Source organism: Brevibacterium metallidurans (assembly GCF_037101285.1).
GTDB lineage: Bacteria > Actinomycetota > Actinomycetes > Actinomycetales > Brevibacteriaceae > Brevibacterium > Brevibacterium metallidurans.
In genome coordinates this window covers 250,160-274,255 of the sequence record NZ_BAAAAF010000004.1, presented here as the reverse complement: position 1 = coordinate 274,255, position 24,096 = coordinate 250,160, and the positions used below count along the sequence as shown (strand labels likewise).

At 68.8% G+C, this 24,096-nt stretch carries 16 protein-coding genes and 1 tRNA gene; 11 read left to right on the top strand and 6 right to left on the bottom strand.

Annotated elements, in window-relative coordinates; genetic code table 11:
- Positions 1-15 precede the first annotated feature (15 nt).
- Together AACX88_RS07695 and AACX88_RS07690 are read left to right on the top strand one after the other, a co-directional pair.
- A complete protein-coding gene (locus tag AACX88_RS07695; protein WP_339392450.1) occupies positions 16-2,940 on the top strand; it encodes an MMPL family transporter in 2,925 nt (974 codons plus the stop codon).
- Complete coding sequence (locus tag AACX88_RS07690) at positions 2,937-5,453, top strand: YhgE/Pip family protein (protein WP_339392449.1); 2,517 nt, start codon at positions 2,937-2,939, stop codon at positions 5,451-5,453. The genes AACX88_RS07695 and AACX88_RS07690 overlap by 4 nt, the downstream gene beginning before the upstream one ends.
- 599 nt (positions 5,454-6,052) lie before the next feature.
- Here AACX88_RS07690 and AACX88_RS07685 read toward each other — a convergent pair.
- Together AACX88_RS07685 and AACX88_RS07680 are read right to left on the bottom strand one after the other, a co-directional pair.
- Positions 6,053-8,395 (bottom strand): FAD/NAD(P)-binding protein, encoded by a 2,343-nt coding sequence (locus AACX88_RS07685; RefSeq protein ID WP_339392448.1) that lies wholly within the window; start codon positions 8,393-8,395, stop codon positions 6,053-6,055.
- Entirely contained in the window at positions 8,392-10,869 is a 2,478-nt protein-coding gene (locus AACX88_RS07680) for an LCP family glycopolymer transferase (protein ID WP_339392447.1), read from the bottom strand. Before AACX88_RS07680 ends, AACX88_RS07685 begins: the two co-directional genes overlap by 4 nt.
- 350 nt (positions 10,870-11,219) lie before the next feature.
- Between AACX88_RS07680 and AACX88_RS07675 the strand changes: the two genes are divergently transcribed.
- The 8 genes from AACX88_RS07675 to AACX88_RS07640 all read left to right on the top strand — a co-directional run bounded on the left by AACX88_RS07675 (position 11,220) and on the right by AACX88_RS07640 (position 18,515).
- A tRNA-Ser gene (locus tag AACX88_RS07675) sits at positions 11,220-11,308 on the top strand.
- Positions 11,309-11,676: 368 nt separating this feature from the next.
- Positions 11,677-12,270 (top strand): short chain dehydrogenase, encoded by a 594-nt coding sequence (locus AACX88_RS07670; protein WP_339392446.1) that lies wholly within the window; start codon positions 11,677-11,679, stop codon positions 12,268-12,270.
- A 69-nt stretch (positions 12,271-12,339) separates the two neighbouring features.
- Entirely contained in the window at positions 12,340-13,002 is a 663-nt protein-coding gene (locus AACX88_RS07665; protein WP_339392445.1) for a GntR family transcriptional regulator, read from the top strand.
- A 330-nt stretch (positions 13,003-13,332) separates the two neighbouring features.
- Positions 13,333-14,739 (top strand): NAD(P)/FAD-dependent oxidoreductase, encoded by a 1,407-nt coding sequence (locus AACX88_RS07660; RefSeq protein WP_339392444.1) that lies wholly within the window; start codon positions 13,333-13,335, stop codon positions 14,737-14,739.
- Positions 14,736-15,635: a dihydrodipicolinate synthase family protein gene (locus tag AACX88_RS07655; protein WP_339392443.1), complete on the top strand. Its 900-nt coding sequence runs from the start codon at positions 14,736-14,738 to the stop codon at positions 15,633-15,635. Before AACX88_RS07660 ends, AACX88_RS07655 begins: the two co-directional genes overlap by 4 nt.
- 118 nt (positions 15,636-15,753) lie before the next feature.
- On the top strand, positions 15,754-16,884 hold the full coding sequence (locus tag AACX88_RS07650) for a proline racemase family protein (RefSeq protein ID WP_339392442.1): 1,131 nt from the start codon (positions 15,754-15,756) through the stop codon (positions 16,882-16,884).
- 68 nt (positions 16,885-16,952) lie between these two features.
- Positions 16,953-17,693: an SDR family NAD(P)-dependent oxidoreductase gene (locus AACX88_RS07645; protein WP_339392441.1), complete on the top strand. Its 741-nt coding sequence runs from the start codon at positions 16,953-16,955 to the stop codon at positions 17,691-17,693.
- Positions 17,694-17,759: 66 nt separating this feature from the next.
- The gene (locus tag AACX88_RS07640; protein ID WP_339392440.1) at positions 17,760-18,515 is read left to right on the top strand and encodes an SDR family NAD(P)-dependent oxidoreductase; all 756 of its coding nucleotides are present in this window, start codon (positions 17,760-17,762) and stop codon (positions 18,513-18,515) included.
- A gap of 120 nt (positions 18,516-18,635) precedes the next feature.
- Here AACX88_RS07640 and AACX88_RS07635 read toward each other — a convergent pair whose 3' ends face one another.
- The 3 genes from AACX88_RS07635 to AACX88_RS07625 are packed head-to-tail and all read right to left on the bottom strand — an operon-like array spanning position 18,636 to position 21,041.
- A complete protein-coding gene (locus AACX88_RS07635; RefSeq protein ID WP_339392439.1) occupies positions 18,636-19,454 on the bottom strand; it encodes an amino acid ABC transporter ATP-binding protein in 819 nt (272 codons plus the stop codon).
- Complete coding sequence (locus tag AACX88_RS07630) at positions 19,451-20,182, bottom strand: amino acid ABC transporter permease (protein WP_339392438.1); 732 nt, start codon at positions 20,180-20,182, stop codon at positions 19,451-19,453. The genes AACX88_RS07635 and AACX88_RS07630 overlap by 4 nt, the downstream gene beginning before the upstream one ends.
- Before the next feature lie 16 nt (positions 20,183-20,198).
- Complete coding sequence (locus AACX88_RS07625) at positions 20,199-21,041, bottom strand: substrate-binding periplasmic protein (protein ID WP_339392437.1); 843 nt, start codon at positions 21,039-21,041, stop codon at positions 20,199-20,201.
- A 269-nt stretch (positions 21,042-21,310) separates the two neighbouring features.
- On the opposite strand from AACX88_RS07625, the gene AACX88_RS07620 reads away from it, so the two are divergent.
- On the top strand, positions 21,311-22,336 hold the full coding sequence (locus AACX88_RS07620; RefSeq protein ID WP_339392436.1) for an Ldh family oxidoreductase: 1,026 nt from the start codon (positions 21,311-21,313) through the stop codon (positions 22,334-22,336).
- Between the two features lie 16 nt (positions 22,337-22,352).
- Here AACX88_RS07620 and AACX88_RS07615 read toward each other — a convergent pair whose 3' ends face one another.
- Complete coding sequence (locus tag AACX88_RS07615) at positions 22,353-24,035, bottom strand: PucR family transcriptional regulator (protein ID WP_339392435.1); 1,683 nt, start codon at positions 24,033-24,035, stop codon at positions 22,353-22,355.
- Positions 24,036-24,096 lie beyond the last annotated feature (61 nt).

Here is a 24,096-nt window from a genome sequence, read left to right as displayed (position 1 = left end):
TGTATCGAGGTTTCCGTGTCGACTTTCCTCTACGCTCTCGGCCGTCGGGCGTTCCGCCAGCCCCTGCGCTTCATCGCGCTCTGGCTCGTCGTCTTCGGACTCGTCGCCGCCGGCGTCGCCGCCTTCGCGAAGGACTTCGACGACGACTTCACGCTTCCCGGCTCCGAAGCCCAGACCGCGCTCGACGCGATGCAGGCGACCTTCCCCGAGGCGGCAGGCACCTCGGCGTCGGTCATCATCGTCGCCGCCGACGGGAAGACCGTCGAGGACCCCGACTACCGCCGGGAGATCGAGACCGCCGTCGACGACCTCGGCGAACTGCCGAACGTCGACGCCGTCACCTCACCCTTCGACGACATGGTCAAGGGCGCGATCAGCGACGACAAGTCCGCGGCGATGATCTCAGTCCAATACGACGGCACCCTCCAGGAGGTCGGAGGACCGGCCGCCGCCGACCGGCTCGTCTCCGCCCTCGACCCCATCCGCGCGGCCCTGCCTGGGGCGCAGGTCGAAGCCGGGGGCGAGCTCTTCCAGATCACCGGCGTCCAGGTCTCCTGGGTCGAGGGCATCGGCGTCGTCATCGCCTTCATCGTCCTCCTGCTCACCCTCGGCTCGTTCCGTGCCGCCGGCATGCCGCTGATCGCCGCGCTCATCGGCGTCGGCATCTCCGTCCTCCTCGTCGTCGGATCGACCGCGTTCGGGGCGGTGAATTCCTCTTCGATCATGCTCGCGCTCATGCTCGGCCTCGCCGTGGGCATCGACTACGCCCTCTTCATCGTCTCCCGCGCCCGCTCCCTCCTCGCCGAGGGCCACACCCCCATCGAAGCAGCCGGCCGGGCCACCGCGACCGCCGGATCCGCCGTCGTCTTCGCCGGCATCACCGTGATGATCGCCCTCCTCGGGCTCTCCCTGGCCGGCATCCCGTTCCTCACCGTCATGGGCATCGGCGCCTCGGGTGCCGTCGCGATCGCCGTGATGATCTCCCTGACGATGGTCCCGGCGCTGCTGGGCATCGCGAAGGCGAAGATCACCCCGAAGCCCTCCCGCCGCTACCGGAAGGCCATGGCCCGCGCCGAGGCTGCGGCACAGTCCCGTGCCGCGCAGTCCCCGGCCGGCGGCAACGGTTCCCCGTCGTCGCAGGTCATCGACCCCCGCACGGATCCGGCGGTCCTCGCCGAGGCGGGAGATCCCTATCCGCAGACCCGCACCGACCGCTTCTTCTCCGGCTGGCTGAAAGTGGTGACGAAGGTGCCGCTGCTGACGATCGTCATCATCGTCGGGGGCCTCAGCCTCTTCGCGATCCCCGCCTCCCAGCTCCAGCTCTCCCTGCCCACGGCCGGCAGCCAGGAGGAGGGCAGCCCCGCCCGGACGACCTATGACCTCATCGAGGAGAACTTCGGTCCCGGCTTCAACGGACCCCTGGTGATGACGAGTCAGATCGTCACCTCCGACGACCCCCTCGGCGACGTCGAGGACATCGAGAAGCGCATCGCCGCGGTCCCCGGCGTCGACCAGGTCGTCCTCGCCACCCCGAACCGGGATGCGACGACCGCGCTGTTCCAGATCATCCCGACGACCGCCTCGGACGATCCGGCCACCCTGGACACCGTCAACCGGCTGCGGGATCTCAGCGCCCAGATCGAGGACGACTATGGGTTCGACACCGCCGTCACCGGGGCCACGGCCATCCAGATCGACGTCTCCGACCAGCTCGGCAAGGCGCTCGTGCCCTTCGGCATCTTCGTCGTCGGCCTCTCGATCATCCTCCTCACGATCGTCTTCCGCTCGATCGCCGTGCCCATCAAAGCCACCGGCGGGTTCCTCCTCTCCGTCTTCGCCTCCTTCGGCTCCGTCGTCCTCGTCTTCCATGAGGGCTTCCTCGCCGGACCTCTCGGCATCGACCAGACCGGTCCCGTCATCAGCTTCCTCCCGATCATCCTCATGGGCATCCTCTTCGGACTCGCGATGGACTACGAGGTCTTCCTCGTCTCCGGGATGCGGGAGGCCTACGTCCACGGGGCGAGTGCGAAGCAGGCGATCCGCGCAGGCTTCATGGCCTCCGCCCGCGTCGTCTCCGCCGCCGCGGTCATCATGTTCTCCGTGTTCGCGGCCTTCGTCCCCGCCGGTGAGCCGATCATCAAGTCGATCGCCTTGGCCCTGGCCGCTGGCATCTTCGTCGACGCGTTCCTCGTGCGGATGTCGCTCGTGCCCGCGATCATGCAGCTGCTCGGGGACAAAGCATGGTGGCTGCCGAAGTGGCTCGATCGGATCCTGCCCCGCCTCGACGTCGAAGGCGAAGGCCTCGCCCACGAGGTGGCCCTGCGCGACTGGCCCGAGCCGGACTCCCCCTACCGCATCTACGGTCGCGGCATCGGCGTGAGCGCCGGCGACCGCGGCTTCGCCCAGGTCGACATCGCCCTGCTGCCCGGTCAGACCCTCGTCGTCAGCGGCGCCGACCGGACCGCGCTCCTCCTCGCCCTCACCGGCCGCGTGCCGCTCACGGCCGGGGAGATGAAGATCGGGGAAATGGTCCTGCCCGAACACGCAGGCAAGGTCAGGCGCACGGTGGCCTTCTACGACCTCGGCGAATCGGGGACCAGACCGCCGAACGCTCAGGAGATCTCCCGGCTGCGCAGCAACCCACCGGCTCTCCTCGTCATCGACGGCGCCGAGGCGCTCGCCCGCGGCGAAGGCCGGTACCTCGCCGATGCGCTGCCCGAGCTCACCGCCGACGGCACGGCTGTCGTCCTCGCCCTGCCGGACGGGGACGTGCGCGGAGTGCTCGCGCCGAACGCGGACTACCTCCACCTCGACCTCGACGAGGCGAGCATCGACCAGGACGACCGGCAACACCACCTCGGCGGGAGAGCCGAGCAGGAAACCTCTGACAGCCCCGGTGTGCGCGCCGGGGACAGCGAACGGGAAGGCGTGCAGTCGTGAGACTTGAGCGAGCGAACTCCAAGAGGCCCGTGACCTGGGTGTCCTTCGCAGGTCTCGTCCTCATCCCCATCATCGTCGCGGCCGGGTTCATCCTGGCGACGTGGAAGAGCGGGGATCGGCTGGACACGATCGAAGCGGCGATCGTCAACAACGACGACGGCGCCGAGGTGGACGGGAAGACGGTGCCCATCGGCCGGCAGCTGACCAGCGGACTCGTCGGGGAGACGGAGAACAACGTCCGGTGGGTCATCACCGATGAGGAGGACGCGGAGAAGGGGCTCGCCGACGGCACGTACGCGGCACGCCTGACGATTCCGGAAGGGTTCTCCCGGGCGGTGACCTCGGTCTCCGATGCGCAGTCGGCGACGCAGACCCAGCTCGACGTCGACGTCTCCGGTGTCGCGCCGGCCTCCGATCAGCTCATCTCCCGCTCCGTCGCCGAGGTGGCCCGCACCACCTTCAACACGGAGATGACGGAGAACTACCTCGACAACATCTACCTCGGCTTCAACGACATGGGCACGCAGATGCGCAAACTCGGTGACGCCGCGGGTGAGCTCGACGACGGGGCGCAGCAGCTCTCCTCGGGCACCCGGCAGTCCGCCGACGGGGCCGGGGAACTCGCCGACGGCATGGGCGAACTCGATACGGCCGGCGGGGAGCTGAACAAGGGCGCCGGCGATCTCGCCGACGGTGCCGGTGAGCTCGCGAAGGGCACCTCGGGTCTCGCGAAGGGCCTGGGCACGATGAAGGAGGAGACGAAGGATCTGCCGGAGAACACGCAGAAGCTCGCCGACGGCGCCGATGAGCTCTCGACCGGTGCCGGTGATCTCTCCGACGGCGCCGACAAACTCTCCGGCGGGGTCGACGAGTACACGACCTCGATCGACGCGATCATCAAGGGCCTCTCAGGCGGCGGTTCTGGTGGGTCGGGCAGTGGCTCTGGCAGCGGCTCGGGCAGCGGCTCGGGCCAGGGCGGACTCGACGACCTCATCGACGGGGGCAAGGAGCTCGACAAGGGTGCCGGCGACCTGGCCACCGGTGCGAGCGGACTCTCCGATGGACTCGTGACCTACCGGGACGGGCTCAAGAAGGGCGCCGACGACGCCGACCGACTGGCGCAGTCGAACCCGGACCTCGACGGTCTGGTCAGCGCGGGAATGATCTCTGGCGGTGAGGCCGACCAGATCCGAGCACAGCTGTGCCCGACGGGAACCCCCGACGAGGCCTGCGTCGGGATGGAGCGGGCGTATGCGCAGGGACTACTCGCTGGCACCTCGGGCGGTTTGAACTCCGCCGTCGACGGACTCGGCTCGACCGCTGAAAAGAAGTCCATCCTCGGCGGGGCGGCGTCCCTCAAGGAAGGCAGCGCCGAGCTCAGCTCCGGAATGAGCGAGTTCGCGAAGGGCCTCGAGGAGGGGCTCGGCGACCTCGCGAAGGGGATGAAGGACATCACCGACAACGCGCCGAAGCTCCTCGATGCTTCGAAGGGCCTGCGCGAGGGAGCATCCGGGCTCGCCGACGGCAGTTCGAAACTCGCGGGAGGGGCCTCCGACCTCTCCGACGGCACGCAGCAGCTCGCCGACGGGATGCCGCAGCTCACCGACGGGATCGCGAAGTCGGCCGACGGGGCAGCGAAGCTCGATGACGGCGCAGGTCAGCTCGCCGACGGTGCCGGGAAGCTCGCCGACGGCCTCGGCTCGTACACGACGGGCGTCTCGCAGGCGGCGACCGGGTCGCAGGACCTCGCGAGCGGGCTCGACCAGCTCGCCGACGGCAGCGAGAAGTACACCGACGGCGTCGGGCAGTTCTCCGACGGCGTCCAGGACGGCGCAGACCAGGTGCCGTCGTACTCGGCTCCGGACCGGGACAAACTCTCACGGGTCGCCTCGGCGAACATCGAAGCCCCGACCATGGACTCGGTGACGAACCTGCTCACCGGATCGACGATCGCCCTGCTCATCATGCTCGCCCTGTGGGTCGGCGGTCTCGTCACCTACACCGTGCTCAAGCCGATCCCGTCCTCGACCCTGCTGTCGACGAAGTCCTCGGTCGCGGTGTGGCTGCGCGGGCTCGTCCCCGGGCTCGCGGTCGGGCTCGTCCAGGCGCTCGTGCTCGCGATCCTCGCGGTCACCGTCATGGACATCGACGCGATCCAGGGCTTCGACCTCGCGGTGCTCACATTCGTCTCGGCGATCGTGTTCATGATCCTCAACTTCGCACTCGTCGCCTGGTTCGGGGGAGTCGGCAGGTTCCTCTCGGTCATCGCAGTCGTCCTCGCGGTCGCTGGGCGCACGATCGGCGCGGTGCCCGAGTTCTTCCAGTTCGTCGCCCCGCTGCTGCCGCTCACCCCGGCGATGAACGGGTTCTCCGCGATCGCCGCAGGCACCTCCGGACTGGCCGCCGCGTATGGTGGGCTGCTCGCGTGGGCGGTCATCGGGCTGGTGGCCTCGCTGCTCGCGATCGTCCGCGCGCGGACGACGAAACCGGAGGCCGCGCTCGCCATGGCGTGAGGCGTGCGGCCGGCGCCTCGTGGCGTCCGGGCGCCAGCGGTCCGGGGCGGCGGGCTCGTTCCAGCGACCCGTCCGCTCGATCCACACGTGGCACGAATTCCGCGTCGCGGGCGACGCGGATTCTCGGTTGCGCGTGGATCGAGCTCGGAGGCTGTTCGCGGCCGCGTCGATTTTCGAGCCACGCGTGGATCGAGCGGCCCGTGGGGCGTGGATCGACAGCGCGGACGCTGTTCGCGAGCGCGCCGATTTTCGAGTTGCGCGGGTCCGCCTCCGCTCATTCCAGCGACCCGTCCGCTCGATCCACACTTGGTACGAAATTCGCGTCGCGGGCGGGCTGGCGCGGCTCCACCGTCGCTCGTTCCACATGTGGCACGAAATCCGCGTCGCGGGCGACGCGGATTTCCGGCTGCGTGTGGATCGAGCTCGGAGGCTGTTCGCGGCCGCGTCGATTTTCAAGCTGAGCGTGGATCGAGCGGACCGTGGGCCGTGGACCGACGGCGCGGGCCCAGCGTGGGCGCGTGGATCGAGCGGGGACCGGGTTCGCCAGCGCCCACAGCCTCGTGCGGCCGATCGGGCGGTCGGACGAGGGTGCGAGAGTTTCAGATGAGGTCGAGGATCGCCTCGGCGGCGGCGTGTGAGTCAGCCAGCGTCGCAGCATCCGACTCGGGGTTCGCGGCGATCGCGAGCCCCCACTGCACAGCCGAGAGCTGGATCGACAGAGCGAAGCGACGCGGATGCTCGGCGCCCTCTTGGTCGATCGTGCGGAACGGCCGCGCCGTCACCGCGAGTCCGCTCAGCCGCTTCTCACGACCATCGTCCAAGGTCAGACGGGCAGGAGTGAGCTGACCGCGATCGACCATGCCGTGGATGAGGACGTCGGCTGCCAAGGCGAGCGAGTTCGTCGGGGAGGCGGCGTCGATGACGACACTGCCTGTGATCGTGCCCTCGACCCGCGCCGAGGTGACCGCGAAGATCTGCGGCAGCGGATCCTCCGTGCCCTCGGGGCCCGAGTCCGCGGCGGCCGACTCCTCGCCAGGACCGTCCTCGGCCAGTCCGTCCGCAACGGAACCGTCGGCGTTCCCGACAGCGGCGACAGTCTCCGCGGCCGGGTTCTCACCGATGTGCATGTCGGGGCCGATGAAGCGGACGATGCCGGCCTCGGCGAGGGCGATGAGTTCGGCGATCCGCCTCGGCGGGGGACCGTCGCAGATCCCGGACACGAAGTTCTCGAACCATCCGCGGATCTCCATGTCGACGCTCACCGGGTCGATGTGACCCGCGGCGATGAGCTCCTTGAGGAGGAGACGAGCCTGCCAGAGCACCATGAACAGGGCCTTGACCGGGCTGGCTTCCGGGCCGGCGAGCGAATCGCGGAGGTCGGTGCGGAGGAAGTCGAGCATCCAGTCGTGGAGCGACCCCGAGGCACCGGGTTCACGGGTGGGGAACTCGAGTCCGTCGAGCGGGTCGAGGAGGTCGTGGAGCGACATTCGGTGCGCGGGATCGGGGACGAGCTCCTCTTCGATCTCCGCCCACGCGAAGGCCTCGCGGGTGACGCGGCCCTGTCGGGAGGACTCGGTCGTCGACTCCGCATCAGGGTGGGTCTCCTGCCAGGTGCGGCGGGTGAGGTGGCGGGAGACCGCCTCAGCGATGGCTTCGCGGAGGCGGCCCGGGTCGTCGCTGAACGCCTCAGGGCTGGTGCGTGCGAGCGTCCGGTAGTAGGCGAAGCGGAGATCGGCGAGGATGAGCGGCCACAGCTGGTCGTTGAACCTGGCCGCGGCCAGCCGGTCGCCGTCGAGGTCGTCGAGGCCGGCGAGGAGGGCGACGTTGTCCTTCGTGAAGTAGCGCAGCGGCCAGGATGATCTGGGGTGTGAGTCGCTGATGGGCTTGCTGCGGTAGGGGATGCCGCGGCGGGAGCCGAGGAAGAGGACGGGCTCCGTGCCGCTGGCGGTGTAGAGGACCGCGCCCGCGTCTGCGGTGCCGGGAACGTCGGCGTCGGGGGCCGCGGCATCGCGAACGGTGGCGTCGGACCTCACGGCGCTGCCGGCGGCGTCGAAACGGCCGCCGCGCTCGATGGTCAGGAGCGTCTGGACGTCGAAGTAGTTCAGGCCCATGCCGCGGATGATGACACGGGCGTGCGGGGGCACCTCGGTCAGCGGTGCCTCGGCGGGCAGGCTCTGCGGGATGTAGATCCCACCCGAGCGCTGCGCATAGGCGGCGAGGCGGGCGCGCTCCTCGGTGGGCGCGCTGGGAATGTGCCCGACGGCGAGGACGACGGCCGCGGCGATGATCGTCGTGCCGTCCTCGCAGCGGACGAGCTGCGGGGGAACCGCCTCGGCGGGCTCACCGGGGAGGTCAACGGCGGGCAGGTCGATGACGGATTCCGCGCGGGTGCGGTGCTCGACGATGTCGACGAAGTCGGGGGCGGCGTCGCGGATGCGGGCGTAGGCGTCTCGGAGGTACTCGCCGTAGAGGGTGCGGCTGGGAAACGTCGAGTCGACGGGTTCGGTGCCGCCTCGGGCGCGGTACCACTCGGCCATCGAGGGGCCGAAGGGCGACCGGTCGTGTCCTCCCGACTCAGCCGACCGGTCACCCGACGTGCCGCGGTCACGGTCGGTCGCCTCGGCGGGAGAACCTGAACGACCCGTCGACTCACCGGTCTCACCCGACGACTCACCGGACTCATCCGGCATCTCGCCGAGGAAGGAACAGCTGGCATCGGGGAAGATCGTCTGCTCGCCGATCGTCGTGTTCATGAGCAGGCTGGTCGGCTGGTCGGTGCGCCAGACGATGCCCGCGCCCGGAGGATACGGGTCGATGAGGTGGACGGTGATCGGTCCCCGCGCCGGCGACCAGCGCGTCGAAGCGAGGGCGACGAGACGTTCGAGGACGCTCAGACCCCGCGGGCCGACCCCGATGATCGCGACGGAATGGTCGGCGCTCACCCCTGGTCTCCGGCACCCGGGCCGGGGTAGCCGGGCCACGGATCGCCGGGCTTGTAGTCCTGCGGGTAGCACTTGCCTTCCGCGTTGGGCTGGCCGGGCGGAGTCGATTCGCCGGAGTCGGCGCCGTCACCGCTGGCGGCATCGGTGCCGGTCTCGACGTCCTGGCTGTCGTCGGTCTGTCCGGAGTCCTCGGACGAATCCGTCGAATCGGTCGTCGACGAGTCGGTCGAATCGTTCGGCTTGTTCGTCGGTCCGGGGGTTTCGGCGCCGTCGGAGGCGCCCTTGATCTCACCCTGGATCCACTTGTGGAGGACGTCGAAGTCGGGGTTGTAGGTGGGGGTGACGTCGTTGTTGATCTGCACCGTCGTCACATCGCCCTTCTGCATCGCGATCGCGAGATCGATGAACGCGGGGATCTCGTTCTGCGGGATCGAGGTCGCGATGTTCTTCGTCGCCGAACCCGCGAGCTTCGGGTAGGCGGCCGCGAGCTCCTGAGGGTCGATCTGCTCGAGCGTAGTCTTGAGCATCCGCTGCTGACGGCACATGCGGTCGTAGTTGTCGCTGCCTTCGCGGGAGCGGACGTACCACAGGGCCTTCTTGCCCTTGAGGTTCTGGGGGCCCGGGTCGATCCAGCCGAAGACCTTGTTCGGCACCCCGGCCATCGACTTGCCGCCGCCCATCGGAATGGGGCGTTCGACGTCGATGTTGACGCCGCCGATCGCGTCGACGACGTCTTCGAACCCGGCCATGTCGACCGAGGCCCAGTAGTCGAGTTTGAGGCCGAGCGAGCCTTCGACCGCGGCCATCGTCGCCGTCATGCCGGGTTCGAGGCCCTTCGTGTCGCCGACCGAATCGGGGTTCTCATCGCCCCACTGCCACACGGCGTTGATGAGGTCCTCCGAGGAGTCGCCGGTGGGGCGGAAGCCGTTGGGCCACGCCTCGGCTTCCGGGCTGCCTTCGGGGAAGATCGGGAACGCGAGGTTGCGGGGCACGGAGATGAGTGCCGCGTTGCCGGTCTTCGTGTCGATCGAGGCGACGAGCATCGTGTCCGGGCGCGTGCCCTGACGGTCGTCGCCGTTGTCGCGGCCGATGAGGAAGACGTTGATGTAGGGCTTGTCCTTCCACAGGTTCTGCGCGTCGAGGGTCTTGCCCGTGCTCGCGCCGAAGAGGCTCGCCACGGTGTCGCTCTGCACCTTGGCATAGACCGAGCCGATGCCGAAGGGAATGCCGATGATGAGGACGAGGGAGAGGACGAGCACACCGGAGAGGCGGTTCTGCCACGGCAGGTACCTGTGCCCGCGTCGCAGTCCGAGGAAGGAGAGGATGACGACGATGATCCAGATGAGACCGACGATGACGGCGGCGATCGCGAGGAAGTTGAGCAGCGACGGGGTCGCGATGATCGTCGCGACCGCGTGGACGGGTCCCTTGATGAGGAGGTAGCCGACGGCGACGAGGATCGTGAGGACGAATCCGCCGAACACGATCAGACCGAGGGGGCGGAACCGCGTCCGCAGCAGGCCGATGCCCGGAAGCAGGGTGGACAGCGAGGTCCAGCCGACGAGGCTGGGGAATCCCTCGCCGAGGCGGGAGGAATGTCGGCGGGCGCGTCCCGGCCCGTGCGAGGCAGGTCCGTCGCCGTCGCCGTCGGTCGGGCCGTTGCCGCCGGGGCCGTCGGATCCGCCCGAGTTCGACGGTCGGGCAGTGGCGGCTGCGGCCGTTGGGGCTGCGGCGGCGGTTGCTGCTGCCATCGGGGCCGCCGCAGCGGCGGCGCGTTCGGAACGTCGACGGCCTGAGGAGTGCCCGCCTTCATTCGCCGAGGTGGTGCGGGATTCCTGTGCCGGCTGTCCGGTTGGTGCCGGCTCGGTGCCGGCTGCCGTCTGTCCGCGGAAGGCGGGTGCGGGCGGAGTCTGGGACGTCTGCGTCTGCGGTGCCTGAGGCTGAGGTTCCTGTGCCTGGGGTGCGGACGGTGCCGGCGGCTGGGATCCGCGGGCAGCGGCATCTCCGGCTGCGGCGGCGCCGGCCGCGCTCGCTCCGCCGGCTGCGGCGGCGCGGAGCATGCGGGCTTCACGGCGGGTGCGCGGGGCCACGGGACGCGGGGTCGGTGCCTTCGACTCGCTGCGCGAGGATGACTCGTTGCGGGACGAGGACTCGCCGCGAGCATCGGAGGGGGAGCCGCCTCGGCGGGAGGAGTTGAGGGAGTAGTCTGCGCCCGAACCGGAAGCCGACTGCTGTGGCGGCTCGTAGGCGGCGGGGGGAGGTGCGGGTTCGGTGGATCGCGGGGCAGGGCCCTGGTGGTTCGAGCCGGCACGGCGTGGAGTCTGGGGTGCAGAATCGGCGTGGTTCTCGCTGGCGCTGGCGGCGGATTCGCCGCGGAAGCGGGGTCGGGAAGACGCGCGGAGGGGACGACCGGCGGAGGGCGAATCGGGGTCGTTGCCCTGGGGTCCTCTCTTGTCAGGGGGAAACTCTGGCAAGTTCTTAACTCCTCGTTGCTCTTCTCGTGCGCCGCGTCTCGGGCCTTGACGCCTCGTCATCGGCGCAGATGTATCCCGCATCGGGGGCGTGTCGGAGTGCAGACCAGCGGGCCACATCAGGTCGATTTTACGCCTGTAGATTGATGAATGCTGGAATTCGGGCCAACGTTCGTCAGCGAAACGGCCCTAACGTCGGCAAACCCGTCGCTCCCGACACCTGCGACTATGATCAAGGCCACTCGATGCCTGGGAACTTTGCTCTCTGAGGTTCCTTTCGCATAGGCTTGTGCTCGCAGTGTGAACTGCGGATCCGAGGCGCGCGAGTGAGCGTGTCGCTCGGGTCGGAAGATGGAGTCGTGGCTGAGCGGCCGAAAGCGTCACCCTGCTAAGGTGAAGTCCCTTGAACTGGGGACCGTGGGTTCAAATCCCACCGGCTCCGCGTTGTGACAAGCCCCTGCGATCCGCGAGAATAAGCGGATCGCAGGGGCTTCGTCGTGCCTCATCACGGTAAGAACGGTTGATGGTTTTCAATGGTGGAGGTGGCCTTCGAAGTTCCTCGTCGCTCCCTGTTCTCATCGGTCACGGGCAATCCGCGTCGATCGCAGTCGGTCGATGACTGCGACCCGTCCGCGCGTCCGCTTCGCTCTATTCCTGGCGGGCATCGCCGCTGCCTCGCCACCTTGGCGGAAGAGGGTGGTGCCTGAGCGAGCGATCCCTTAGGCTCGGCATTGTCAGTCAATCGTTTGTCGCTGATGGGGCGGAGGCGATTGCGGTGGCGGGGTGACCCGCGGAGATGGAGGATGTGTGATGAGGATTCTGCTGGTGGGGGCTTCAGGGCATGTCGGAGGGGTCGCCCGAGGCGAGCTTCAACGCCGCGGCCATGAGGTCATCGCCGTCTCCCGGTCGTCCGACCCTGCTGTCGACACCTCGGACCCCGAATCGATCCGGACTCTGCTCGAGACGGTCGGCGACGTCGACGCGATCGTCGTCGCCGTCGGGTCGGTTCCCTTCAAACCCGTGACCGAGCTGACACGAGAGGACTACACGGCGGGATTCGTCTCGAAGGTCCTCGGCCAGCTCGAATTCGTCACCCAAGGACTCGACCGAGTGCGTGACGGCGGGTCGATCACGCTGACGACCGGCGTCCTCAGCAGAGAGCCGGTGCCCGCTGCCTCCGCGGCGGCGCTCGCGAACGGCGCCGTCGAATCCTTCGTCATCTCCGCCGCCCCGGAACTGCCGCGGGGAATCCGCATCAATGCCGTCAGCCCGAACGTGCTGGCGAACTCCCCGCACTACCACGACGCCTTCGCCGGGATGACACCCGTGACCGATGAGGCGGTGGCTGCGGCCTATGTCCGATCGGTCGAAGGCAATGTCACCGGTCGTGTCCTCGCGGTGTGAGTCCACTGCCGTGGGAACGACAGGGCTGAGGCGATGAACGCCGACCGAGGGCGAATCGGTGAGACGGCCGTGAGCGCGCCGGCATCGAACACCGAACGACGACAGCGGGTCGTCGACGAGATCAAACGCCGCATCATCGTCGGCGAGCTGAGGCCCGGTCAGCGGATCATCGAAGCCGAGATCACCGCCTCGCTCGAGGTCTCCCGTCCGACCGCGCGTGAGGCCCTCAACCAGATGGCTCGCGACGGCTTCCTCATCCAAGAGGCCTACCGCGGACTGCGGGTGACGAACATCGAAGCCGAGTCGCTGCTCGAGATCGCCCGCATCCGAGTAGCGCTCGACACGGAGGCGATCGCTGAGATCCTCGCCGACCCGACAGGGGAGCGACTGGCCGCCCTCGAGAGGAACTGGACCGAGTTCGAAGGCGCCACCGAGGCCGACCCCTTGGCTCGGCACGCCGCGCATGTCCGCTTCCACCGCGGCATCTGGGAGGCTGCGGACAACTATCTGCTCATGCGGATCTGGCCGGTCGTCGAAGCGCAGATGACTATCGTCCTCGCCTATGACGAATTCACCCGGCGCGACCCGCAGCGTGCGCATGCCATCCATGCGGCGCTGATGAGCGCGATCCGCAGCCGTGACGACGACCGGATCCGCACCGCGCTCACCGTCCATACGATCGACAGCGCCCAGGAGCTCGCACTGCTCGTCGGCGGGGCCGACGGCCACTGACCTGGGCGGTCCGGGCTGATCGCCGACCGGGCAGTGCCCGTCGCATGAGGCGATCGCTGATGAGCCCGGCCCGAACGCACCACTCCCGAACACACTTCGCCTGAGTGCACTTCGCCCAATCGCACTGCGCTCTGGAGTTCACAGCCAGCGCCTCGCCAGGAGCCCTCGCGGCAGGCAGATCGCTGATTCCTCTATTCGGATTTCGTTCGACCATTGACGCGGCTCGAATGCGTGCGTAGCGTAGATCGCACACGATTGTCATACAATTCGGATGTCGCCGAGATGTGGCCGGGTGCAATGACGCGCCGGGTCGCTGGCAAGGAGCGAACGATGAAAGCTGTCATTGTCGGCGGGGGAATCGTCGGACTGACCACCGCGTACGAACTCGTCTCTGCCGGGTGCGAGGTGACGCTCCTCGACGCCGGTCGCTGTGGGGCAGGTGCCTCGCACGGCAACGCCGCGAAGATCGCGCTCGCCGAGAGCGCACCGGTGCCCGCGCCGGGCGTCCTCCTCCAGGGGATCCGGTGGATGCTCCGACCCGACAGCCCGCTCTCGATCCGTCCCTCCCTGGCGCCTGGACACCTCGGGTTCCTTCTCCGCATGGCCGCGCACTGCAATCGGCGCGACTTCGATGCAGGGCTCGACGTGCACCTGCGCCTCGGCGCCGACGCCAACGACCTCCTCGATGAATACCGCCGCGCGGGCATCGACTTTCAGATGCATGCCCGCGGGGCCCTCCTCGCCTTCGAGACGAGGGCGCGGTTCGACGAGCATGCCGCGAGCCTCCCGGCGTTCGCGTCAGCCGGATACGTTCCCAAGCGCCTCCACGACGACGATGTCCTTGCCGCCGAACCGACGCTGAGCGACCGCATCCGCCACGGGCTCCTCTTCTCCGCCGACCGCCAGGTCGAACCCGATTCGCTCATCGCCGCCCTGACCCGGAGGATCATCGAGCGCGGAGCGCGGGTGCGAGAGAACGTCGAGGTGAGCAGGTTCGTTCGCGCCGGTGAGACCGTCACCGCCGTCGTCACCAGCGAGGCCGAAGTCATCGGTGCCGACACCGCTGTCATCGCGGCCGGCGTGTCCACGGGCCGGCTGCTCGCCGGACTCGGACATCCGGTGCCGATCCGCGCGGGCAAGGGCTACAGCATCGACTACTCGCCTGCGCCGATCAGCCTGCGGACCTCGCTTACGCTCGAGGATGCCCGGGTCGCCGTCACCCCGCTCGACGGCATGCTCCGACTCGCGGGAACCATGGAGTTCGGCAGCCGGAACGACGCCGTCAGCGACATCCGCGTCGACGCGATCCGGCGAGCCGCCCGATCATCCTTCCGCGACTGGGCGGCCGCCGAGACGGAGCAGTCGGAAGGCGTCCCGTGGGCCGGTTCGCGCCCCATGACTCCCGACGGGCTTCCGGTCATCGGTCGCCTCGGCGCCAACGTCTACGTCAATTCAGGGCATTCGATGCTCGGGCTCACGCTTGCCCCAGGATCGGCGAGGCTGCTCGCCGACCTGATGACCACGGGCAGATCGTCGCATCCCGCTGATCTCCTTGCCCGGCTCTCGCCCGAACGGTTCCTCCGCTCCCGCCGGAGAGCGGCGGCCCGCTCCGCGACCCAGCGACGCGAAGCCCCACGCACCGCCCAGGCCAGGCGCACCGCAGAACCCCCGGGCACCGTGCGGCGGACCCGCCGCCACTCCACCCGTCGCCTCTCACCGGTGAGGACAGCATCATGACCGACCAGTTCACGGGGGTCCTCGCGGCCGCGCTCACCCCCTTCACCGCCGACGCCTCGGCCGTCGACATCGCCGGCATCCGCCGCCAGGTCGAGCACATCGTCGCCGGCGGAGTCAACGGGCTCGTGCCCGGCGGTTCGACCGGCGAGTTCACTGCCCTGACCACCGAGGAGCGCACTGTCGTCAACCGCGCGTACATCGAGGCCGCCGCCGGGCGTGTGCCCGTCATCGCCGGCACCGGCGCGCTGAGCACCGCGGAGACGATCGCTCTCACCCAGGACGCCGCCGAGGCGGGGGCGGCGGCTGCGATGATCGTCCCTCCCTTCTACGATGTGCTCAGCTTTCCCGAACTCCTCGCTCACTATGCGGCCGTCACCGCGGCGGTCGACCTGCCGATCATGTACTACAACATCCCTGCGGCGACCGGGATCGAACTCAGTGCCGAGGAGTTCGGCGAACTCGGCCGGGTCACCGGGGTGACCTGCTTCAAGGACACCGGAGGGGACTTCCCGAAGCTCACCCGCGTCCACTTCGACCAGTCCGAGGACATCACCGCCCTCAACGGCTGGGACACCCTGACCTTCGCCGCCTTCGCGCTCGGGGCGAGGGCGGGGGTGTGGGGCGCGGCGAGTGTGATCCCGCAGCTGTGCTCCGACCTCCACCGGGCCCTCGTCGTCGACCGCGACCTCGACCGGGGCCGTGCCCTGTGGGCGCTCATCAACCCGATCTGCGTCTTCCTCGAGACCCACAACTACGCGTGCGCGATCAAGACAGGGGCACGGCTCGTCGGCGTCGACGCGGGTCCGACGCGTCGCCCGATCCTGCCTCTGCCCGACGCCGACGTCGAGGAGTTCCGGGTGCTGCTCCGCGATGCCGGCGCCGAGGTCGTCGCCTGAGAAGCTCCCTGCACCCGACCGTCCCGAGGCCCGCAGCCCTGGCAACTGGGACAGTCCCGCTACCCGGCGGAACGACCGGCCATCGCACGAATCAACAGGAGTCGAGTTGGCGAACAGAATGATCATTGATGCCGTCGACGTCCATGCGGCGGGTGAGCCCGGCCGTGTCCTCCTCGCCTCGGGTCTGCGGGTCAGAGGCGAGACGATGACCGAGCGCCTCGACTGGTGCAGAGAGCACCTCGACGACTTCCGTCGCCTCATCCTCCGGGAACCGCGCGGCTACCCGGGCCTGTGCGCGCCGCTCATCGTCTCCCCGAGCGACCCCCGCTGCGACTTCGGGATGATCGTCATGGAGCAGGGCGGGTTCCGGCCGATGTCCGGGTCAAATCTCATCTGCGCGGTCACCGCGCTCATCGAAACCGGAGCCGTCGAGGTGAGCGAACCCGTCACGCGGCTGCGCGTGGACACGGCCGCCGGCGTCGTCGCCGTTCGCGCCGAGGTGACCGCCGGCCGAGCGCTGCAGGTGACCTTCGAGAACGTGCCGTCCTTCGTCGTCGACCTCGACCTTCCGCTCGACGTCCCGGGCTACGGGACGATCCCCGTCGACATCGTCTTCGGCGGACAGTTCTACGTCCAGGCTCGTGCCGACCGCCTCGGCGTGGCCTTGGAACCGGTGAATGCGAAGGAGATCATCCGCGCCGCGAGCATCCTTCGCCGAGCCGCCGACGAGGCCTTCGACGCCGTCCACCCCGAGCTCCCCGATCTTCGCGGCATCGGTCTGCCGATGCTCCATGGTCCGGCCCGGACCGCGGGCACCGGTGGTCGCAATGCCGTCGTCCTGCCCAACGGGGTCGTCGATGTGGACGACCCCAGGACGTGGTCGGGCACACTCGACCGCTCACCGTGCGGCACAGGAACGAGCGGGCGGGTCGCTGCGATGCATGCGCGCGGAGAGCTCGACGTCGGGGAGCGCTTCGTCCACGAATCTATGCTCGGAACGACCTTCACTGCCGAGGTGACCGCCGAGACCACAGTCGCAGGCCGGCCCGCGATCATCCCGTCGATCAGCGGCCGCGGCTGGATCACCGGCCACCACCAGCTCGTCCTCGAACCCGACGATCCGTTCCCCGCCGGCTACACGCTCGGCGACATCTGGGGTACCTCCGATGTCGGTACCGAGGCTGAGGCTGGAATAGGGGCTCACAGGCAAGCTGGCCCTGACGCCAGGCCCGAAGTCGGTGCCCAATGAGCCCGGGAGACCTCTCGGTCCCGAGGCGGAGAGGCCGAACAACCACGATGCAGAGAGAAGGAGCCGTCATGGAGCTCGCCGATCGGAGAGTCCTTGTCACGGGTGCCGCGGGAGGCATCGGGGCAGCCATCGTCGCCGCGTGCGCGAAACAGGGGGCGAGCGTCGCCGCCGTCGACCGCATCGCACCGCCGTCCTCTCAGCCGTCCGTCCCCGCCGAGGCGGTCGTCCCCTTCGTCGTCGACCTCGCTCGGCCGGGCGTCTGCGACGAGCTGGTCGCCGAGGTGACCGCGCACCTCGGCGGGCTCGACGGACTAGTCAACTGTGCCGGGATCATGCGGCGCGGGGACCTCACGGCGATCGGCGAGGACGACTGGCAGGCGACGTACGCGGTTAACGTCGACGCCGTCATGCGGCTGAGCCGGGCGGCCCTGCCCGCGCTCATCTCCTCCGGTGCGGGCGCGATCGTCACGATCGCCTCGCAGTGGGGCCTCGAACCCGCGGCCGGTCATGTCGCCTACAACAGCTCGAAGGCTGCTGCCGTCTCCCTGACCCGCAGCATCGCCCGTGACTTCGGGGCCCAGGGAATCCGCGCGAACTCGATCTGCCCCGGTGAGATCCTCACGCCTATGGTCGCGGCGAAGCTCGCCGAGGCGGGCACCGGTGAGTCCGAACTCGCCGCAGGCATCCCGTTGGGCAGGCTCGGCCGCCCGAGCGAGGTCGCCGAGCTCACGACCTTCCTCCTCAGCGACCGCGCCTCGTTCGTCTCAGGTGCCGCCGTCGAGATCACCGGTGCCCAACAGGTCGGCTGATGAGCGATCCGAACGGCAGGACAGCACGATCACGACAGCTAGACCACGACAGCTGAGGAGAAGCACATGGATGCAGACACGACCGGAATCCTTGCGGGACGGCGGATCCTCGTCACGGGCGGATCGAAGGGAATCGGGGCTGCGATCGTCCGCGCCCTGCACCGTGACGGCGCCGAGGTGGTCGTCCACTTCGGTGCGGACGCCGCAGCAGCCGCGGAGCTTCTCGTCCAGCTCGGTGGCCGGGTGCACCCCGTCGGCGCCGATCTCGGTGAGCCGGGAGCCGCGGACCGGCTGTGGGCGGAGGCTAAGGACCGCCTCGGCGGGATCGATGCGCTCATCGCCAACGCCGGCGCCTGGATCGGCAGTCCGCTGGCCGATGTGCAGGAGTGGGATGCGGGCTGGGAGGCGAACCTCCAGCTCAATCTCCGGTCGGCCGCCGATCTCTGTCGTCTTGCGGTCCTCGACTTCGGCGCCCAGGGCGGCGGGTCGATCATCACGATGACGAGCCGGTCGGCACACCGCGGCGACGACGCCGACCATCTCGCGTACGGGGCGGCCAAGGCCGGGCTGCTCAGCCTGACGAAGGGGATCGCGCGGGCCTACGGCCACCTCGGCGTGCTCGCCTATGCGATCGCACCCGGCTGGGTCGATACAGGACTCGCAGTCGGAGCCGTCGACGAGGAGGCACTGGCTCGTCTGCCGCTGCGCGAGATCACGCCGCCGGGAGACATCGCCGAACTCGCTGCCTTCCTCGCCTCCGGCCGGGCCCGTCATCTCACTGGGGCGACGCTCGACGTCACCGGCGCCGACTACGTCCGCTGAGACACGACCGACTAGGTCGGCAGGGGACACCACCCGGCCGGTCCGACGAGTGTCGGACCGGCCGGATGACTGTCCTGCGGCTTCGCCGCCGACCCGGAGACCGGAGGCGAATCCGCGACCCTAGAACCGCACGGCCTCGATGAACTTCTTCAGCTCGGGATCCTCGGTGTGGTTGAATGCCTCATCGGGCGTCGTGTTCACCGCGATCTCGCCCTGGTGGAAGAACACCACTCGGTCGGCTGCCTTCGAGGCGAAGGCCATGTCGTGGGTGACCAGGGCGACCGCGATGCCCTCCTCCTCCTTGAGGCGTCGGAGGACATCGAGCACCTCGGCGGCGACCGGCGGGTCGAGAGCCGAAGTGATCTCATCGCAGAGCAGCAGCTTCGGCTGCATCATCAGGGCACGGGCGATCGCCACACGCTGACGTTCGCCACCGGAGAGCTGGACCGGCTTCGAGTGGATGTGATCGGCCATCCCCACCTCGGCCAGGGCCTTCTCGGCTCTGCCCAGCGCATCCTTCTCGGTCATGCCGAGACGCTTGCGCGGGGCGAGAGTGAGGTTCTTGAGCACATCCATGTGCGGCCACAGGGTGTAGCTCTGGAAGATCATGCCGACATGGGAGTCGACCTGCTTCCACGCGGGAGTGCGCTTCTGATCCTCGAAGACGACCTCGCCGTCGAAGACCATGCGGCCGTCGTCGGGATCGGTGAGGCCCGCGATCGCCCGAAGCAGAGTCGACTTGCCCGACCCGGAGCGCCCGATGATCACCGTGATGTCACCGGCGCGCATGTCGAAGTCGATGCTCTTCATCACCTCGCGGTCCCCGAAACTCTTCTGCAGACCCTGGCACGAGACGAGGATGTCGCCCTTGGTCGCGGAGATCGCCCGCCCGGAGCCCGAATGGGCACCCGATGTCGGTGCCGAACCGGCTTCGCTCATGGCTTCACCTTGACCTTTCCGCCCGGCATCATCTGCACCGCCAGGCCCTTCTTCTTCCGCACGCTGCTGCCCATCATGAGGTTACGCTCGATCTTGCTCAGGATCAGCGAGGCCGGGAAGGCGATCGCGAAGTACATGAGCGCGGCCACCGAGAGGATCTCGAGGGCACGGTAGGACTCGGTGGCGATCTTGTTCGCCGTGAACATGAGGTCGGCCACCGCGATCGTCGACACGAGTGCTGTGTCCTTGAACAGCGAGATGTCGAGAGAGAGGATGACCGGCAGCTGCTGTTTGAGCGCCTGCGGGACGATGATGTACCGGATCTGCTGGAACCGGGTCAGCCGCAGCATCTTGCCCGCCTCGATCTGCTCAACCGGCACGGCCTGGAACCCAGACCGGTAGGCCTCGGCCATGAACGCCGTGAGATTGAGGGTGAGCGCGATGATCGCGGAGATCGTTCCGGGGATGGTGATCCCCGTCAGCGTCGGCAGTGCGTAGTAGACCCAGAACAGTTGGACGAGCAACGGGGTGCAGCGGAAGATCTCGATGTAGAGCTGCGTGATCCACCGGACCACCTCGATGTTCGACATCCGCAGCAGAGCCACGGGAATCGCCAGGAGCATGCTCAGCACGATGACGATTACCGAGATCTGCAGGGTCATCCCCAGGCCCTCGAGCAGCCGTGGGAAGTTGGTCGTGATCACCGACCAATCGAATTGGTAGTTCATGATGACTCCTCGTCGATCACTTCATCTCGAGGTCGCCGAGGTCGGCAGGATCGACGACTCCGGCCTTGTCGAGGGCCGCCTGGAACGAACCGTCGTTCTTCGCGTTCTGGATCGCGATGTTGAGCACCTGCAGCGACCGTGCGTCGATGTCGGGGCTCACCCCGTAGTTCGAGTCGCTCTTGAAGATCACCGGATTGGGGCGGACGATCTTGAGCGACTTGTTCTTCTGCGCGGCGTCGGCGAGCGTCGGCAGGTCTCCGAAGGCGGCGACGGCGCGCCCGGCCTCCATGGCCGTGATCGACTGCGGGATCGCCTCGGCGCTGACCATGTCGATGTTGAATTCCTGGACACGGCGTTCGTAGGAGGTTCCCGAAGCGACGGCGACGGGCTTGCCGGATTTGATGATGTCGTCGGTCGACTTCAGTCCGGAATCGGCCTTGACGATCCACACGCCTTCATAGGTGTAGACGGGGTCGGTGAACTGGATCGCCAGGGAGCGCTCCGTCGTCGCGTCGAGGTAGGCGCCGACGTCGAAGCGGTCGGCTTGGAGACCCGAGACCATCTTCGACCATTCGGCGGCGACGGGGGTGAACTTCACGCCCATCTCATCGGCGAGGTTCTGCAGCGGCAGCACATTGGGTCCGCCCATGGTGCCGTCGGGCTGTTCCCCGGTCATCGGCGGCGCCGAGGCGATGCCGACCCGCAGTTCGCCCTGACTCTTGATCTTCTGGATCCAGGCGCCGTTCTCGGTGCCGCCGGCGGCACCGCCGGAGCGGAATCCGGCCCCGAACCAGCCGCCCACAAGAGCGAGCACGATGACTGCGACGATGGCGATGATGATCTGACTTGTCTTGGACATCCTGGTCTCTTTTCGTCGTGCCCGACTCCGTCGTCGAGGCTGGGACACGCGCCCTCGGCAGACCCCTTCGCAGACCTCTCGGCAGGTGCGCGAAGTGACCGCACCCCGAGGCGCATGTCATACAATCGACCATATAGCGAAACGATGTGATGTGCGACACATTGAATGAAATTCGAAGCAGAACTGTTGCGCGGCATCGTCGCCCAGCGGAGTGCGATCAGTTGTATGACAATTGTTGAGCGATCGTCGATCGACGGAAGGAGACCGCGATGACCAGCGGCGACGTGGGGCAGGCGCCGGATCGGATCCCGTTCGAGGACCTCGCGGAGGCGATCGTGGACCGTCTGCGCGAGGCCGGAGCGAGCGAGGATGTGTCCCGGATACTGGCACTCAACTGCGCGTCGTGCGAGCGCGACGGAACACTCAGCCACGGGGTGTTCCGCGTCCGCGGCTACCTCGACTCGCTCACCCGCGGCTGGGCCGACGGCCGGGCGGTGCCCGAGGTCGAATCCGTCGGGCCGTCGTACATCAGGGTCGACGGGATGGGCGGGTTCGCCCAACCCGCGCTCGCCGCAGCGGGGCCGCTCATCGCCGAGGCGCTCACCGAGACAGGAGTCGCCGTCGTGGCGCTGCGCGACACCCATCACTTCAGTGCTCTGTGGCCCGAGCTCGAAGGCTTCGCGCGAGACGGGTATGCGGCGATCGCGATGATCGCAAGCGGGAAGCTCGCCGTCGTGCCCGTGGGCGCGGACCGTGCCGTCTTCAGCACCAACCCCTTCGGCTTCGCCACCCCCGTCGACGGGGCCGATCCGCTTGTCTTCGACTTCTCCACCTCATCGATGTCTCACGGAGACCTGCAGCTCGCAGCCGCCGAGGGCGACCAGGTTCCTCCGCACACCGGAGTCGACGCCGAGGGAGCGGAGACGCAGGACCCGCGCGCGATCCTCGACGGCGGCGGGCTGAGGCCCTTCGGCGGGCACAAAGGCGCCCTGCTCTCGCTCATGATCGAAACCCTCGCCGCGGGCCTGACCGGTGGCAGCTTCACGTACGAAGTCGACGCCGAGGCGCCCGAGGGAGCGCACACCTTCCGCACCGGACAGCTCTACATCGTCATCGATCCGTCCCGCGGCGGCAACGAGGCCTACCCGAGCCGGATCCGGGCGTTTGCCGATATGCTCCGCGACGCGGGCATGTCCCGGCTGCCCGCCGACCGCCGCTACGCCAACCGTGCCGCGGCCGCCGCCTTGGGAATTCCCGTCACCGACGTGATCCGGGAGCTGCTGGGCCGAGAGTGAGCAGGGGCTTCGTCGTTCACCGGTTGAGCCGCCGCCAAAGCAGCGCGACGTGCAGGGCGGTGCGCGATTCCGCATCGTCGAGGGAGACGCCGAGGCGGTCCTCGAGTCGGGCCAGCCGCGCGTAGAGGGCCGGCCGGGAGAGGAACCCGGCGCGGGCGACCGCGGACTTGTTCCCGCCGTGGGCGAGGACGAGGTCGAGGAGATCGAGCAGCTGCTCGTCCTCGGATTCGAGCAGCGGACCGAGCTCACCTTCGGCGAATGCCCGCAGCCGCGGGTCCTCACCGAGGACGGCGAGGAGACCGCGCAGCCGCACATCGGCCGAACGGTAGAAGACCCGTTCCCGGACCTCGAGGGTCGAGGCCACCTCGGCGACCTGAGCGGCGGAGTCGAGCCGGGAGACGGCGGTGACAAGCGACGGGCTGGTCCGCCCGACGCCCACGGCCCACGTCGATCCGAGGTCGTCGATGCCGGTGAAGATCCGTTCGAGCGCCTTCGCCTCATCTCCCCGCCCGGGCAGGGCGAGGATGAGCCCGAACGATCCCGACTGCATTCCGGTCGCCAACGTCGCCGCCCCCGCACGGCTCGCGGCGGCCGTGGCCTCCTGGATGAGCGCACGCTCCCACAGCTGCATCCGGGTCGGATCGGTTCCGGGGTCCCGGTCGAGGCGGATGACGGCGGGCACGAGTCGCGCCCCGGCCGGCGGATCGAAGCCGAGCGAGCGGGCCCGCGCTCGAGCCTGCGACTCGTCCTCGGAGCCGGCATCCATGAGTTCGCGGACGAAACCGCTCTGCGCCTGGATGAGGAGATCGCGTTCGTCGGTCTCGGCCATGCGAGTCAGGGTGAGCGCCTGGCTCGCGCGTTCGATGATCTGGTCGACCTCGGCCCCGGCCGCGGGAATGCCCGCAACGACGAGGCGACCCCACCGCCTGGCCTGCAGGCCCACCGGGATCTGCGCCCAGTCCCGACTCGCATAGGCATCGGTCTCGGCAACGAGCGAGAGCCAGTCCGCAACGACCGCCTCGGCGCCGGGACCGGCATACGCGAGCACCCGATGGGTCACGTCCTCGAGGACGACTGATGCGCCGAGGAGTTCGGCAGTCCGGGCGACGATCGTGCCGACCTCAGCACGCTCGAGGCTGAGCTGCGTGAACGCCTCGTGGATCTCCTGCGCACGCTCGAGCCGACCGAGCTGCTCGCTCAGCAGCCGACGATGCGCGTGCTCGGTGATGCGGACGAACTTGATCCGCCGGGAGAGGACGATGACGGGAAGGTCCCGGCCGGCCGCAGCCCGGCGCAGCACCTCGGCGGCGGCCTCATCCGACTCCCCGCGCTCGCCGACGAGCTCGACCACCGCACCGGCGGCGCCGGCCGAGTCGAGCTCATCGAGGAAGACCGACATCGCGGCCGCGGTCCGGAAGGTCTGCGCGGTCGTGAGCACGAGCTCGCCGCCCTCGAGGAACTGCTCGACATGCTCGGAATCGGCGATGTGCACCCAGCGGATGGTGCGATCGAGGCCGTCGGCCCCGGAGACGACGGTCGGCGCTCCGGCGCGGATCTCCTCGAGGTCGAGCACAGCGGAGACGGTCAGGCCCGGGCCGTGCTCGCTTGGGCCGTGCTCGGTTGGGTCGGCGGTGTGCCCGGCCGTGCGCTCTGGGTGCTGAGCAGTGCCCCCGCCGACCCTCGCTGTCTCTGCGCCCATTGACACAGTGTAATACTCGGTGGCCATTCGATGACACTCTGACACTGTCGCGCCTGCGCGG